This window comes from Sulfobacillus thermosulfidooxidans (assembly GCF_001280565.1).
Taxonomy (GTDB): domain Bacteria; phylum Bacillota; class Sulfobacillia; order Sulfobacillales; family Sulfobacillaceae; genus Sulfobacillus; species Sulfobacillus thermosulfidooxidans_A.
On sequence record NZ_LGRO01000001.1, the window covers coordinates 970,333 to 985,380 of the forward strand.

General features: G+C 47.5%; 13 protein-coding genes and 1 riboswitch. Of the genes, 6 read left to right on the forward strand and 7 right to left on the reverse strand.

What is annotated here, in order from left to right; translation table 11 throughout:
• Positions 1–8 precede the first annotated feature (8 nt).
• Positions 9–1,211, forward strand: a complete 1,203-nt coding sequence (locus tag AOA63_RS05115) for a lipopolysaccharide biosynthesis protein (RefSeq protein ID WP_053958686.1) — start codon at positions 9–11, stop codon at positions 1,209–1,211.
• Between the two features lie 34 nt (positions 1,212–1,245).
• A complete protein-coding gene (locus AOA63_RS05120) occupies positions 1,246–2,781 on the forward strand; it encodes a class I adenylate-forming enzyme family protein (protein WP_053958687.1) in 1,536 nt (511 codons plus the stop codon).
• Positions 2,782–2,826: 45 nt separating this feature from the next.
• Here the strand turns inward: AOA63_RS05120 and AOA63_RS05125 are convergent, their stop codons facing one another.
• The 3 genes from AOA63_RS05125 to AOA63_RS05135 form a co-directional block, all read right to left on the reverse strand.
• Positions 2,827–3,951: a trans-sulfuration enzyme family protein gene (locus AOA63_RS05125; protein ID WP_171822615.1), complete on the reverse strand. Its 1,125-nt coding sequence runs from the start codon at positions 3,949–3,951 to the stop codon at positions 2,827–2,829.
• Positions 3,952–4,023: 72 nt separating this feature from the next.
• Positions 4,024–5,178 (reverse strand): trans-sulfuration enzyme family protein, encoded by a 1,155-nt coding sequence (locus AOA63_RS05130; protein ID WP_053958689.1) that lies wholly within the window; start codon positions 5,176–5,178, stop codon positions 4,024–4,026.
• A 47-nt stretch (positions 5,179–5,225) separates the two neighbouring features.
• Positions 5,226–5,618, reverse strand: a complete 393-nt coding sequence (locus AOA63_RS05135; protein WP_053958690.1) for a hypothetical protein — start codon at positions 5,616–5,618, stop codon at positions 5,226–5,228.
• A gap of 221 nt (positions 5,619–5,839) precedes the next feature.
• Between AOA63_RS05135 and AOA63_RS05140 the strand changes: the two genes are divergently transcribed.
• On the forward strand, positions 5,840–6,502 hold the full coding sequence (locus tag AOA63_RS05140; RefSeq protein ID WP_053958691.1) for a Bax inhibitor-1 family protein: 663 nt from the start codon (positions 5,840–5,842) through the stop codon (positions 6,500–6,502).
• A 94-nt stretch (positions 6,503–6,596) separates the two neighbouring features.
• Here AOA63_RS05140 and AOA63_RS05145 read toward each other — a convergent pair whose 3' ends face one another.
• Positions 6,597–6,887, reverse strand: a complete 291-nt coding sequence (locus AOA63_RS05145; RefSeq protein WP_053958692.1) for a hypothetical protein — start codon at positions 6,885–6,887, stop codon at positions 6,597–6,599.
• A gap of 125 nt (positions 6,888–7,012) precedes the next feature.
• Positions 7,013–7,115: riboswitch (SAM riboswitch) on the forward strand.
• 145 nt (positions 7,116–7,260) lie between these two features.
• Between AOA63_RS05145 and AOA63_RS05150 the strand changes: the two genes are divergently transcribed.
• Genes AOA63_RS05150 through AOA63_RS05160 form a run of 3 tightly spaced genes read left to right on the forward strand, consistent with a single transcriptional unit; the run spans position 7,261 to position 11,127 of the window.
• On the forward strand, positions 7,261–8,229 hold the full coding sequence (locus AOA63_RS05150) for a synthase (protein ID WP_053958693.1): 969 nt from the start codon (positions 7,261–7,263) through the stop codon (positions 8,227–8,229).
• A gap of 22 nt (positions 8,230–8,251) precedes the next feature.
• Entirely contained in the window at positions 8,252–9,238 is a 987-nt protein-coding gene (locus AOA63_RS05155; RefSeq protein ID WP_053958694.1) for a methionine synthase, read from the forward strand.
• Complete coding sequence (locus AOA63_RS05160) at positions 9,235–11,127, forward strand: bifunctional homocysteine S-methyltransferase/methylenetetrahydrofolate reductase (protein WP_053958695.1); 1,893 nt, start codon at positions 9,235–9,237, stop codon at positions 11,125–11,127. Before AOA63_RS05155 ends, AOA63_RS05160 begins: the two co-directional genes overlap by 4 nt.
• Here the strand turns inward: AOA63_RS05160 and otsB are convergent.
• From otsB to murJ, 3 genes are read right to left on the reverse strand one after another with little or no spacing between them, the layout of a single operon-like run.
• Positions 11,069–11,893, reverse strand: a complete 825-nt coding sequence (otsB, locus tag AOA63_RS05165; RefSeq protein ID WP_053958696.1) for a trehalose-phosphatase — start codon at positions 11,891–11,893, stop codon at positions 11,069–11,071. The genes AOA63_RS05160 and otsB overlap by 59 nt on opposite strands.
• A complete protein-coding gene (locus AOA63_RS05170; RefSeq protein ID WP_053958697.1) occupies positions 11,886–13,334 on the reverse strand; it encodes an alpha,alpha-trehalose-phosphate synthase (UDP-forming) in 1,449 nt (482 codons plus the stop codon). The genes otsB and AOA63_RS05170 overlap by 8 nt, the downstream gene beginning before the upstream one ends.
• A 58-nt stretch (positions 13,335–13,392) precedes the next feature.
• On the reverse strand, positions 13,393–14,880 hold the full coding sequence (gene murJ, locus AOA63_RS05175) for a murein biosynthesis integral membrane protein MurJ (RefSeq protein ID WP_242848278.1): 1,488 nt from the start codon (positions 14,878–14,880) through the stop codon (positions 13,393–13,395).
• Between the last annotated feature and the right edge of the window lie 168 nt (positions 14,881–15,048).

Sequence of the window (15,048 nt, forward strand, 5' to 3'; positions counted from 1 at the left end):
AGGTTTTCATGGCCAAATTCAAAGCTTTTTGGGAAGATAATCTAATCTTTGGGTTGGCAACTCTCTTAGCCGGAGTCTTCAACTATTTGTATCACGTCGTTCTGGCTCATGTCTTAGGTCCTAGACTCTATGGGGACTTAGCGACGTTTTTAAACGTGACCACATTTATGGTGATTCCGGCATCTGTTGTCACGCTCATTTACACGCGTATGGGCAAAGATGAAGGCCACAATGTTTATCTCCAGAGCTTGGGGTTGTGGACAGGCGGTTTGAGTCTTTGGGTCGTGATTTGGGTAGCCCGGGGCATGTTAGCCCATTTATTTGATGTGAATCCGACATTGTTGGTAGTTTTCACGGCCGAGGTTGTTCCTAGTCTAGCGTTAGCGGCCAATGTCGGGATGCTGCAACGGGGACGATGGTATTTATGGGTTGGATTACTAGGGATATTGAACACCGGTTTTCGCGTTATCGCCGCTGGCGGAGCTCTGTGGAGCGGGTATCGATTAACGGCTGTAGGAATTTTAGAGGGCATTGCGGCCTGGGTTACTTGGTATGTTAGTCGCGTGATGACCACACACGTGCCTTTAAAAGGCGAGGAGACTCCATCCGGTGTGATCGTGGGCACAGCGATTGTTGGCATTATCAATGTGTTATTTGCGCTCGTTGATGGATTGGCAGCCAAGTATGCGTTGTCGCCCGTTGCAGCGGGACAGTATACGGGTTTGGCAACTATTGGCCATAGTTTGCAATTTGTGTCGGGGAGTCTTGGGACCGTCATGTTAACAGCGGTGCTGGCAGATCCCATACACCGTTATCGCTACGCGGCTATGACCGTGGGATTATATGGAATGCTAGCGGCGATTGGAGAATGGTTGTTTGTGGTATATGGGCACAATTTAGTGTTAATGGTTCTGGGAAAGAGTTTTTTCCCGGTGGTGCCATGGCTTGCCGAGTATGGATGGGGGATGATCTGTCTTGGATTCCTTAATATCGCCATGTTATATTCTGTGGCCCGGCGTCGCTGGGAAGTGGTATTGACGACAGGAGTTGGTTTGCTCTATTGGATTTGGGCCCTGGTTCATGATCATACCTTAGGGCGTTTTGTTGTATCGACGACGCACATCATGTTCGCTATTATGTGTATAACAGTAATAGCAATGGCTGTTACCCAAGTTTTTGAGATGCGGCTAAAAGTGCGGCCGCAAACTTGAGCAACCTTTAACTAACTCAATATGGGAGGACATTGTGTTAACGGTAGGAGAGGCACTCCATGGTGCGGCAATTCGATATAAAGATAAGAAAGCCTTAGTTTTCGGCGAACAATCCCTAACATTTACTGAATTGGATAACAAGACCAACCAAATTGCGCGAGCGCTTTTAGGGCAGGGATTAAAGCAGGGACAACGCGTTGGTCTTCTTTTGCCAAATGGGTTGGACATGGCAGAAGCATATTTTGGTTTAGCTAAAGCCGGTTTAGTTGGTGTACCTATTAATCTTCGGTGGTCACCGGATGAAATTCGCTATGCTTTAATGGATAGTCAAATTAGTTTGATCGTCGCGGATAAAGACCTGCGACCTGCACTCAATGCGGTGGAAAATCTACTTCCGGTTTATTATACACATCTTGAAGGGGAAGACCGCTCCCGGTCTTGGGAAGACCTAGTAAGTCAAGCAGATGACGCGCCTCTCTCCCTAACAATTTCTGAAGAGGATCCGTGGGTCATTGTTTATACCTCCGGTACAACAGGCAAACCGAAAGGGGCAGTGAGAAGTCACGTTAGCAATTTAATGATTGCGTTGACACTTGTTGCGGAATTAGGCATTTCGTCCGATGATATTGGTTTGGCCGTCCTCCCCATGTTTCATGTAAATTCCTTATGGGTTGTTACATTATCTGTCATTATTGGGGCCACCTGTGTTATTTATCCTCACCGCAGCATACATCCTCAACACATCGTGGATGAGATGAATAAGCACCAGGTGACCTATAGTATGTTTGTTCCGACATTATTAACTTTTTTGGCCGATGCCGTGGAAGCGGGGAAGCTAGATGCCCAAACTTTACGTGTCATCCTCACCGCGTCAGCGCCTTTGGATAGTACCTTAAGGGACCGTATTCTTCTGGGTTTTCCCCATGTTCGCCTTTATGATATTTATGGGGCAACCGAATATGGCGCATGTACCGTTATTCGCCACCGTCTCAATGGACCGTTGGGATCGGTCGGCTATCCCATCATTGGTCAAAGCATTCGCATACTAGATGACCAAAGGCAGCCTCTCGCGGCCGGTGAAATTGGGGAAGTATTTGTCAAAGGTCCGTCATTGATGAAAGAATACTTCAATAATCAGCAAGCAACACGTGAAAGTTTTACGAATGATGGCTATCTTACGGTTGGCGACATGGGTTATATCTCCGAAGAAGGTTTGTTGTATTTAGTGGATCGCAAGCAAGACATGATAATCACTTCGGGAGAAAATGTCTATCCGGTTGAAGTCGAAGAAGTTTTGTCCCGGAGTCCAGATGTGGCGATGGCGACGGTTTTTGGTATTCCTGATGCCAGACGTGGGGAGCGGGTAGTAGCACTCGTCGTGCCACGCGCTAACCACACCATTGATGTTGACAGTCTTCATGAGTTGGCGAAGACCCTACTTGCTGATTACAAGCGCCCGTATGTGATTGATGTGGTCGATTCATTACCTATTGGACCATCGGGGAAGGTGGTTCGGCGTTTAGCCAAACAGCAATGGTTACAAGAACACAGCAATGAGACCGGTTCCTGATGAAAGAAAAACCAAAATAAGGCCAGGGGTTTATTCCCTGGCCTTTTACGATCCGGCCTTATCCAAGGCATCGAGAATATCATGAAGTAAATCTGCTGTGGATTCCAGACCAACCGAAATACGGACAACATCCGGCGTGATTTGCCGTTCATAGCGCTCTTCCGGGGTCAAAGCGGCATGGCAGTGCAATTCGGGCAAGGAGATAATGGTCTCAGTCCCACCAAACCCGGCACCAACCCGGGCTAAGCGGAGATGATGAGCCAATTCTGGGACTAGGCCAGCATCCTTTAAACGGATGGTGAGCATTTGCCCAAATCCACGCATAGTTTGTTTGGCAATTTCATGTCCCGGATGCGTCTTCAGGCCGGGATAATAGACTCGTTGCACCCGGGGATGGGTCACAAGGGCCGTTGCGAGTTGCATTGCGGTTTCTTGGGCGCGGTCCATGCGCACGGGCAATGTATGGAGTCCACGCAAACTCATGTAGGCATCGTCGGGTGATAGAATGGCCCCACAGGCATTTTGGATAAAGTACAGCCGTCGGGCCAGGTCTTCTTCTTTAGCCACGGCAACCCCCGCGGTTATGTCAGAATGACCGCCGATCATCTTGGTCGCAGAATGAATAACCAAATCGGCACCTTGTGTTAATGGGTTTTGTAAATATGGCGTAATGAATGTATTGTCAACCATCACCAGCAACTGGTGTTGGTGAGCCCATTGTGCCAAACGGGGCATATCGGTTACATGCAAAAAGGGATTACTGAAATTTTCGACCAAAATCGCTTGAGTATTGGGTCTTACGGCTTTTTCCAGGGCATCAAAATCTTCTGTATCCACATAACTCACCTGAATGCCAAAACGACTAAAAACGCCCCGTAGAACGCGCTGGGTGCCTCCTTGGCAGTCGCGGGTGACAATAAGATGATCTCCTTGAGATAACAGCATAAATGCTGCGGTTAACGCGGCCATTCCCGATGCAAACGCAAATCCCTTCACACCGTGTTCCAAATCGGCCATCGCTTGTTCGAAGGCATGACGGGTGGGATTCCCTGAACGAGCATAGTCATAGGGGGGAGGATCCCAAGGATCCGCTTGATGATAGGTAGTCGCCCGGTAAATGGGAGGAGTGACTGCCTGAGTGGCCGGATCAATTTCGTAACCGGTATGCACAAACTGAGTGCGCTTGTCTGTAATCGCTATTCACTCCTTAAATGGTTCATAATGCGTATTCCAACATGACCTTTAGCGTAAGGCATTATCTAAATCCGTGAGCAGATCGTCAATGTGCTCAATGCCTACGGATAAGCGCATGAGTCCTGGAATAATGCCAAGTTGACGTCTCATTGGCTCTGGCAGTTCCCGGTGGGTTTCATTATAAGGATGCGTAATTAAGGATTCTACGCCACCTAAACTAACCGCTGGTAATATCACTTGAAGCCTGTCCATGACAGATGCATAGTCTTCAGGATGTGTGAGAACGAATGACAACATGGCCCCATAGCCCGAAGCCTGGCGTAAATGCCGTTCCTTCATATCATTGTCCGCGAGCTCAGGATAATACACGTGACGCACATTTTGATGATGGGATAGAAAATTAGCAATACGGCGGGCATTACTTTCTTGGCGATCCATTCGAATGGCAAGGGTTTTTAAACCGCGAAGAAGTAGCCACGCGTCCCATGGTCCTAAAACGCTACCCGTTGCATTGGTTAGTTCATTAAGTTTGTCATATTGTTCCGCGGTTTTACACACAATGGCACCCGCTAACACGTCATTATGGCCTGCCAAGTACTTAGTTGCACTATACACGACGTAGTCGGCTCCAAGTTCCAGTGGACGCTGGCGAACAGCGGTCATGAATGTGTTGTCCACTGCCAATTCGGCGTGATGTGCATGTGCAAGCTCAGCAAGATCCTCTAGAGGACTAATACGCAAAAGAGGATTACTCGGCGTTTCCACAATGAACAGGCGTGTTTTTGAGGTGATATGTTGTTTGACCTCGTCGATATCGCGGGTATTAACCATGCTCGACGCGATGCCAAATTTGGAAAAGATGTCAACCATGATACGGTAAGTGCCGCCATAGGCATCTTCAGTAATAATGACGTGATCGCCTTGTTGTAAAGTGTGCACCAGTGCAGTCAGCGCGGCCATGCCACTACTATAAAGGAGGGCTCCTGCACCATTATCTAACCGGTTAATCGCTTCTTGGGCCGCGTGCCGGGTGGGATTTTCGGTCCGGCTATAATCATAGGGACCTAATTCGGTTCCTGGATGCCGATATGTGACAGTTTGATAAATTGGTGTGCTGACGGCCCCATAGAGACGGTCCTGTCCGACTCCAGAGTGAGCGGCTAGACTTTCTAGATGCCAATCGCGAGATTCGTGTGCCGGCACGTTATTATCGTCCTTTCCATGCTGTTGAAATAAACTGCGTCACAGGTTTACGAAGTGAGAAAGCGATCGAGCATGTTGCGTATATTTTCATTATGATCACTTTCTTGAATGAGTTGTTGCAAGACCTCAGCAATCCAATCATCAAAACTTAGTGTTTCTGTCTTTAACACGACATCGTGCACGACTTTTTGCCGTAGCGGTTCCAGACGTCCGGCTTTGTGCTTCAGCATGTAATGGACATTATCGAATTCGAGAGTAATGGACGTAATGGAATTGTCTCGGGTGAACAACCCTGAATGACGTGTGACGTGTACGCGTTCGGGCAACGCTTGTTCAAACTTGTTTGCCAGTACCGATAGGAGAAGGGGGATATCATGACGAATATCCCGAATGCTCGCGGCTAAAATTTCAAAAGACATGCCATCATTTTGATCAGCCATCAATCACGCCTTCTTTCTCAAACGCGACGTTATCGTTTAAAACATGATGCCCGTGGCAATAATAGCCATAAGACGCAACAACGTATCATTTTCACCATCAGGTCTATTTTCCCGGAAGATGGCGTTGTCTGCAAGCGCTTCGTACGGAAGAGCACATTTTAACTATTTGACATTTCTTGACTTTTGATGTATGACAAAATTGTACAGGAGGTGAGTGATCTATGTATAACCGGACACCTTATACTTACTCAGTGGCTGATGGAATTAAAGGGTCTTTAATGGCTCGTACCTTGGGATATTTGGCTTTATTATTAGTCGTTCTCATGTTGGCGAGTTTATTTGGAGTTAGCTTGGGGTCATTAGGAATTTGGATGGGATTCATTGCGGCAATGGTAGGAACGATTTTCGTTTCGCGTAATCAAGCTAATGCCGGGGCTGCGTTGTTTTGGGGCATTGTTGTAGCCGCTGGTTTGGGAATTGCTATTGCCCCTATTCTTTGGTATGCCATCTTGTACCAAAATCATCTTTTTATTACGACACTAGGGGCTATTTTGGTGGCCATGTTGTTGTCCGCTGCCATAGTGTCATGGATTCCTTGGGACTTTTCGAAATTGGCGCCGATATTGTTTCTTGGTTTATTGATGCTTATCATAACGAGTTTGCTATCGTTTTTCTTACCAAGTATGTTCGGAGTCGTTGCTTCGCGAGCATATAATTTGATTGGTGTGGTTATTTTCACGGGGTATTTATTGCTTGATTTCTCGATTATGCGGTACCGGGGTCGCGCATTACCGACTAATGGGACAGCAATTGTCCTGGCGGTGTCACTGTTAGTGGATATCATCAATTTGTTCCTATTCTTGCTGCGTTTAGGTCGTCGTTAAACTATGGGTCATAGATTCTTCTTTGTCAACTAAGTCAATGGGGCCGCACCCTTTAACGTGCAGCCCTTTTTTATTAGGCTGGGCCTGACGTCACTTAATGAAAAACATCGACCCAGAGACTATGAACCGAATGGGAAATTTGGGCTAACACATAGGTAAGAAATGCTCCCAGCAGTGCCCGAGTTGTTTTCCATGTTTCTAATTCATGTTGGAGATTGCCCAGCTCTTTAATGACGAAACTTAGTTGCCATAATATCAAGGCGCCAAGAATGAAAATGAGCAGGAAAACACGACGCAGGATGAGACGGCTCCGCGACCTTTTAGATTTAGTAACCAAACCGCCATGTTGCCGATCCTTGGAAACCGATGACCCGGGAGAAGACATCGTACCACCTCCTAGATAGAAGCCTATCACGTATGGCAATAAATGGCAATTATAGATTTTTTCATTTGTCCTCTTGACCATACGGACAGGCCATGGTATTTTGCTAATCAATTCTATAGGAACACTTCTTATCCAGAGTGGCGGAGGGACTGGCCCGATGAAGCCCGGCAACCCCTTTAGGGTGGGTGCCAATTCCGGAAGAATACTTTGTATTCTTTAAGATGAGAAGAGCATTGCGCCTCTTCTCGTGATAGGCGCTTTTTTTATGGTCATGCGCATAAATGCACCATGCCGGATCCTAAGAAGATGAGACAAGCATGATAACCGATATTCACGGTATCAAATCATGCACGATAGGAGAGATACTGGAAAAATGAAGACGACTGTCATGGGCTCATATCCGAAAATTCCTGCGGGATCCGGGCCCAACGTACGTTCAGCCATTCAGCGATTCGAAAAAGGACTGTTGACTCCGAGCCAACTGTTTGACACCTATAGCCAAGTGATTGGCCGCGTAGTTGATCTCGCTGCTGAAGCGCAATTGGACCGGACAACCGATGGACAAATTCGCTGGTACGACTTATTTGACCCGGTTGTGCGAGACTTGGATAACGTACAAAGTGCCGGATTAATTCGTTTGTTTGACAACAATTTTTACGTGCGTCATCCTTTAATTACTGGCCGCCTGCAATATCAAGGAGGAACATTAGCGGCGTGGTCCCGGGAAGCGGCAAAACGATCTCCAGTGCCGGTGAAAGTGGCTTTACCCGGTCTGTTTACATTTCTCGAACTGGCGGAAGACAAAAGTTATGCGAATCAAGACGCTTTATTAGCCGATTTGATCGATGTCATGCGGTTAACCGTCAAGCATTTAGAGGATACCGGCATTGTTGAATTGCAGTGGGATGAGCCGGCCTTGGCCCGTAACGCTACGCTTTCTCAAAATCAAGTCGAAGAAGCCTATCGAGCTTTACTTGATCCCGGTATTTCCTTAGAACAATCGATTGCCCTATATTGGGGAAAGTCAAGCCCGTGGCTTGAACGGTTATCAGCGTTGCCGTTTTCACGTATTTATTTTGATGCAATCAGCGATCCCAGTATTTTAGATGTTTTATCTCAAACGGCGCTACCAATGGACGTAGGCGTCGGTCTTTTGGATGCACGGAATGTGCGGCTAGAAGAACCTCGTGAGGTCTTGCATCATCTTGAGCCGATTATTCGCAGACAAGGCGCTAGCAAAGTGTGGATTCACCCGAATTGTGGACTGGAATTTTTGCCTCCCGACAGGGCCGAGCAAAAGGTCCGTTTACTTAAAGATATCAAGACATTGATTAACGCTTAAAGGAAAGAAAGGACGGACCTTGATGGCAAAACATTTATTAACCACCAGTGTGGGAAGTTTTCCGAAACCTGGCAAGTTGATTACGGCACGTTCTCAATTTCGACGGGGCCAAATTTCGTTGGAACAGTTACAACAAGCCGAAGAGGAGGCAACACGCCAAGTCATTGCTTTGCAGGAAGAATTAGGCATTGACATTTTTGTGCACGGTGAAATGGAACGGGGCGATATGGTCGCCTATTTCGCTGAGAACTGGCAAGGATTTTCTGAATCGTTGCCGGTCCGTTCATATGGTAATCGGTACTATCGCAAGCCGATTGTGGAAAATGTGGTGGCCCTAGGGGATTCTGTTGGACTGACGGTAAAATCATGGCAAAAGGCCTCGCAAATGACGAATAAACCCGTGAAGGGAATGCTGACAGGGCCTTATACTATTTGCGACTGGTCATTTAACGCGTATTATCCCGATCGCCGTTCGTTGGTTATGGACTTGGCCCATTTAGTGCACGAAGAAGCGGTGGCATTGGAGAATGCCGGTGCTCAATATATTCAAATTGATGAGCCCGCTATTTCCACACGGCCTGAGGAGTTAGATTTGGCGATCGAAGCAATGGCCATTGTGACCAAGGGACTTCGTGCTAAAACAATCAGTCACATTTGTTATGGGGATTTCGAGACGATTTTACCCGGTCTCTTTGATTTGCCCGTCGATCAATTAGATTTGGAAGCGGCTAATCAACATTTTGCGTTGCTTGACTTATTGGGTCGTTATCGTTGGCCAAAATCTAAGGAACTAGCCTTAGGCGTTGTCGACGTGCATACTCACCGGATTGAGTCCGTTGACGAAGTCAAAGCGGGAATTCGCCGGGCATTAGAAATTGTTCCCCTAGATAATTTGTTAATTGATCCGGATTGCGGGTTAAAAACCCGGACTTGGGAAGAAGCTGAGCAGAAGTTGCGGGTAATGGCGCAAGCAGTACAAGAGGTCCGTGAAGAGGACGGGTTGCAGTGAAGACCTTAAGCCAAGTGCTGCAAGATGCGGGCTGGATTTTGGGTGACGGGGCTGTCGGAACCGCTTTAATGGATGAAGGGGTAGAGTCAATTGCTCTACCCTTAGTTCCCTTACGCCAACCCGACGTGTTGATGAATTTACACCTGAAATATCTGGAAGCCGGAGCACGACTAATCGAAACGCATACGTTTTCTGCTAACGGACATAAACTCGCAGCGCTGGGTATTGACGCCGATGTGGTGGAGTTAAATCGCCGGGCCGCTCAAATTGCCCGCCATGCTCGTGATATTTTTGGCGGCGAAGCATGGATTCTTGGCGTCGTGGGTCCTTTGGCCCAACCCGTTGATTCCCAGGTGATGCCTTCCGTACCCTATGCAGAGGCACTCGAATATTTTCGCCCGGTGGTTGCTGGCTTGCTAGCGGGTGGTGTTGATGGATTTATCGTTGAAACCATGTCCGACTTACCGACTGTGCGTGCTGCGGTTGAGGCCATTCGTTCTGAGACAAATCTGCCTATTGCCGTTTCTTTTGCCTTTTCTCCACAAGGGACCACGCGCTATGGGCTCAGTCCTGAAGAAGCCATTGAAGCCATGGCATCTTTGCCAGGTGGGTTACCGGCTTTAGTGGGGGCAAATTGCGGTAGCGGACCAGCTCCCCTGTTAGATGCCATTATTCGGATGGCACCTAAGGCCAAGGAACTAGGTATTCCTTTGGCAGCTTATCCTAATGCCGGTCAGCCTGGTCTGGTTGCGGGACATGTTCATTATCCTGCTACGCCACGCTATGTGGCCACGATTGCCTCTGCCCTACGAGAAGCGGGATGCCATGTCATTGGGGGCTGCTGTGGGACCACTGCTGAGCATATTCGAGCGCTTCAAATGACATTAAGTCATGATTCAAAACCTCAACTCATACCTTCGGTGAGAGATATCACCGATGCCAGTGCGTCTTTAGAGATTAGTCATAGTGAAAGTCATGACCAGGGAATTTCCCAGTTTTTTTACAAACGATTTATCATTAGCGTTGAATTAGATCCACCGCGTGGTGTGAATCCTCATCGACTATTGGATTCAGCGCGCGTTGTAACCGAGCATGGAGCCGATTGTATTAATATCGGAGACAGCCCCATGGCGCGTGTGAGGTTGAGTGCTTTAGCGACAGCACGTTTGATCTCTGAACATCTCCCAGTGCAAACCATATTGCATTTTACCACCCGGGACAGAAATTTGATGGGCCTGCAGAGTGATCTTTTAGGGGCCCATGCATTAGGCATTCGCAATGTTCTGGCCTTAACCGGGGATCCACCGGGATTAGGTGATTATGCGCATGCGACGGCTGTCTATGACATCAATTCCATCGGATTAGTCAAGGTGCTGAATGCATTTAATGCGGGACAGGACGCTCTCGGTCAAAAAATTGGGGGTCATACGGCGTTTGATATCGGTGTTGGGGTAAATCCTAATGCCGATGATTTGGATCACGAATTACAACGGTTTCGGGAAAAGTTAGAGGCCGGTGCCCATTTCGTGATGTCACAACCAATTTATCAACCTGAGCAACTCGAAAGGTTTCTGGACAAATTAGGAGGATTGCCAGTGCCTTTGCTATTAGGTGTTATGCCCCTGGTGTCCTACCGCCAAGCTGTGTATTTGCATAATGAAGTGCCTGGTATCATCATTGGGCAAAACATTCTTGAACAGTTCGAGAATATTCAAGACGGAACAGCGTTAGGTATCGATTTGGCCTTGAAATTGATGGAGCAGCTTATGCCGCTCATTCAGGGGGTTTATTTGGTGCCGTCCTTTAATCGAGTGGAACCATTATTACCGATTATAGAGTACCTCCGGCGCCAGGATCCGTGGAAAGCAAAAGTTCAGGGTGAGAACTAATCTCTGCCAATAATTTTCGGACATGCTGAGGAGAAGGCAGCCAAAACCGTGCGCGGCTCGCATTCTGTCCGATATGAACTGTAACCCCAGACTCCAGCGCTCCAAAGGCATCTTCATCCGTGCGGTCATCGCCCATTATAATCGGCAAAATGGGCTGGGGCAGTCCAGCGGACAGAATGCGATATAACGTGATTACAGCATCCTTCTTTGTGGGCCCGGGTTGTGGACGAATTTCCCAGCACAGTTTTGCGGGATAAATCACAATATCCTGAGAAAAAGCTAACCGCTGTTGCAATTGTTCGGCCAGTTGCGGATGCTGTGAATGGTCGACATGCCGGTAGTGCACACTAATCGAGTACTGTTTGTCTTCGATATAAAGTCCTGGAAAAAGAGACGAAAGAGACATAAGCCTTTGTAAGATCTGGGGCCGGACAGAAAGAAACCGCTGGGACGAGTCATGCAGCCATGATTCATTGGCCCATTGATACTCGGCCCCGTGGTTTCCACTTTTACTTAATCCATTAATAGGAAACAATTGCTCGATATCTTGCAAGGACCGTCCACTCACTAATGCGACACGGTGCCGCTGATTCTGCGTCAATCGTGCCAATGCTTGCACTAATTCCGGAGAGACTTCGACCGATTGTGGTGTCGGAGCGATATCCAGTAATGTTCCGTCAATGTCTAAAAACCATATCCAACTTTGACTGTGATGCTGTTGTGAAATATTGGCGAGAATTGGTACCGTTAGCAAAGATTTACACATAGGACTGAGCTGCCATTTTTAATGTGAGGAAAATGTCTTCCATCCAGTCATAGATGGTATGCTTCATCAAATGTGCCCGCATGGTCGAGATTCGGGCAGCGCGTTCATCAGCTGAAATGGATAACGCTTCATGGAGCGTGTTGGCAAATCCTTCAGGATCTAAGGGGTTGATGGGAAACGCTTCGTTTTCTAATTCGTTCGCGGCCCCAGTGGTTTCACTTAGTAATAACACACCACGTTTGTCGACCTGCGCGGCCACAAATTCTTTAGCAACGAGGTTCATGCCATCGACTAAGGAACTGACCACAGCAAAATCTGCTGCCCGAAATAAGCCCATTAAACGCGGCCGATCAATACTGTGCGGTAGCGTGATGATGGGGGTCCATGATGACGTGGCAAAGAGTTGATTAACTTCTTGAGTCTTTTTTGCCACCCGATCATAAAACCGCCGATATTCCGCGACTTCAGTGCGAGATGGTACCACAACTTGCAAATAGGTTACCCGTTCACGATACTGAGGATATAGACTGTAGAATTCTTTTATGGCATCGAGACGCGGCAGGAGGCCTTTCGTATAGTCGGCCCGATCTACTGAGATGCCCAGAATTTGATCGCGGTGTTCAATGTGACGACGAATGCCGCGTACCCACCGGCGAATCCGGGGTGTCTCAACCAATTGTTGAATGGCTGCAAAATCCACCGAAATGGGGAATGATTTTACATGCACGTGGCGATCTTGCCAGGTTATCATTCCTGAATCACGGTCTACGGGCACCTTTAACGTTCGTTCGACGGCATTTAAAAAGTTGTCAACATCCAATTCGCTTTGGAACCCTAACACATCGGCGCCTAATAAGCCTCGTAAAATTTCTTGATGCTGAGGGCATAAGCGAAAAATCGTTAATGGCGGCCAAGGAATATGCCAAAAGTGAGCTATGGCCACATCGGGCCGTGATTTGCGCACAAACGCCGGCAGCAAGGATAATTGATAATCATGAGAAAAAACCCAGGCACCTTCCGGACTTACAGCACTTACGCGCTTGGCAAATTTTTGATTAACATTCCGATAAATTTGCCAGGCACGCCGAGAAAACTGAGCACGTTCTATCAACATATGACTCAGCGGCCACAGTCCTTGGTTGGAATATTTAGCGTAGTAGCCTTGAATTTCTTCTTGATTTAACATAATCCGGTGTAACGTATAGCGTGGATGCTCAGGAGGAACTTGGCGTTTTCCTCCGGGTGATACTTCGATATCAGCACTGCCACTTCCCCATGCGATCCAGTGTCCGCCAATGTCCTGTAGAAGCGGGTCTAAGGCTGATACCACTCCTCCCGCTTTCTGTATGGTTCGAATTCCGTTATTGGAGCGCTCGTCAACGTAAGGCTCCCTATTCGTCACCACTACAAGAGGAGCCTCGATCAGTTGCTTTATGGCCATGATCGTCACCTCTCTTACATAACATTGTAACATAATATTATGGAAGAAATTTGGCAGATCAGGTCTCGGAGGATTGTAACTTATGACGATTTTTCAAGAGCCGTCGCAACAGTTCACGAATTTCAGGAAAACGAAAAAGGGTTAAGAGGGTGAGGTAAACTAACGCTGAGACGATAACAGTTGAGCTAAGAGCAAAGGCCAAGGGGAAGAATCCATGAATGTAGTCCAAGGAAAACCATTCTCTGAGTCCATAGACCACAACAGCCGTGATTCCCGCTGTGATACCAATTTTTAGAACAAAGGGGCGAAACAATAAGTCGCTATTATGCCGCGGATTAAGGGCTTTAATGGTTAAAAGAGTTGTGTTCACCCAGGCTGCTAAGGCGGTGGCTAGGGCGAGTCCGTCGGCTTGCAAAAAGCGGACTAAAATGAGATCCCCCACGATGTTGAACAGAATAGTAATAATACTAAACCGGGCCGGACTTTTGGTATCTTGTGTGGCAAAAAACAACTTTTGTAAATAAAAGGACAAGCCAAATCCCGGTAAACCGATAGACCAAAACAACAGGGTGCTGGCGGTGATACGGGTGGAATAATTGGAAAATGCTCCATGCTGGTAAATAAGACGTAAGATGGGTATGGATAAGATCATGAACCATAGCGTGATCGGTACAATAATGAGGATGACCAACCGAAAACCACGCATGGCAAGTTGACGGTACGTGAGCAAATCATGATGACTTTGATGTTGAGCGAGCCGCGTATAAATCGGGGTGGTCAAGGACGAAATTAATAGACCTACAGGAATTTGCACCAATACATACGAATAGTTAAGGGCTGCTAAACTTCCGGTGACAAGAGAAGAGGCCAAAATTCTATCGACAATCACCCCAAGGGTCCCGACGGAGCTGGTGACAAAAAATGGACCCGACATGCGGATCATCTTGCGTAACAGAGGATGACTAAAATGCCATCGGAAATGCAAATGCAGGCCTGCGCGTTTGAGTGCTGGGATCGTCACAAAGAGCTGGGAGAGAACAGACAGTAAGAAGCCCACGGCTACCCCTTGAATACTAAAGAAGTGGCCTAAGGTAACAATGGTGGCAATGCGGACAATATTGATAGCGACAGGTGATAGGGCCGGATATAAAAATTCTTCTCGTTCTTGGAGAATCCCCACTACTAAACCCGCCAGACCCCAAAACAATATGGTGGGAATCATGATGCGCGTCATCGACACGGTGAGAGCGAGTTCTTTGTGGTGAAAACCAGGAGCCACAAGTCGCATGAGTTCCGGCGCAAAAATTTCGCCAAATACGATAAGAAACGTTGAAACCAGAACAATGGCTGTAAAGACTTCATTGATAAAATTCTGTACCGAACGCTTTGACAATTGGGCATCGGCTTGCGTCATCAAGGGCACTACGGTAACGGAAATGGCTCCATTTATGGTGCTGAACAATAAGTTGGGCAACACCGAAGCCATAAGCCAGGCATCATTCAACGCAGATGTGCCGAAATAAGCCGCCATGACGATTTCTCGCAAAAAGCCGGTAAGACGGCTAATTAACGTTGCGACAAAAATGATCCCCGCTGAAATTCCGATGCTTCGTCCTCGCTTGCTTACGGTCTGTTGAGAGCGACGACTATCCAGTGTTATCCCGCCTTCCCAAATAGGGCCAATACCGTCCGAAATTACATTTTAGTATACCAA

What these genes read in the sequence shown, in the direction of transcription:
- AOA63_RS05115 (WP_053958686.1), top strand. Translation starts at nt 9, where the DNA reads ATGGCCAAATTCAAAGCTTTTTGGGAAGATAATCTAATCTTTGGGTTG.
- AOA63_RS05135 (WP_053958690.1), bottom strand. Translation starts at nt 5,618, where the DNA reads ATGGCTGATCAAAATGATGGCATGTCTTTTGAAATTTTAGCCGCGAGC.
- AOA63_RS05140 (WP_053958691.1), top strand. Translation starts at nt 5,840, where the DNA reads ATGTATAACCGGACACCTTATACTTACTCAGTGGCTGATGGAATTAAA.
- AOA63_RS05145 (WP_053958692.1), bottom strand. Translation starts at nt 6,887, where the DNA reads ATGTCTTCTCCCGGGTCATCGGTTTCCAAGGATCGGCAACATGGCGGT.
- AOA63_RS05150 (WP_053958693.1), top strand. Translation starts at nt 7,261, where the DNA reads ATGAAGACGACTGTCATGGGCTCATATCCGAAAATTCCTGCGGGATCC.
- AOA63_RS05155 (WP_053958694.1), top strand. Translation starts at nt 8,252, where the DNA reads ATGGCAAAACATTTATTAACCACCAGTGTGGGAAGTTTTCCGAAACCT.
- otsB (WP_053958696.1), bottom strand. Translation starts at nt 11,893, where the DNA reads ATGTGTAAATCTTTGCTAACGGTACCAATTCTCGCCAATATTTCACAA.
- AOA63_RS05170 (WP_053958697.1), bottom strand. Translation starts at nt 13,334, where the DNA reads ATGGCCATAAAGCAACTGATCGAGGCTCCTCTTGTAGTGGTGACGAAT.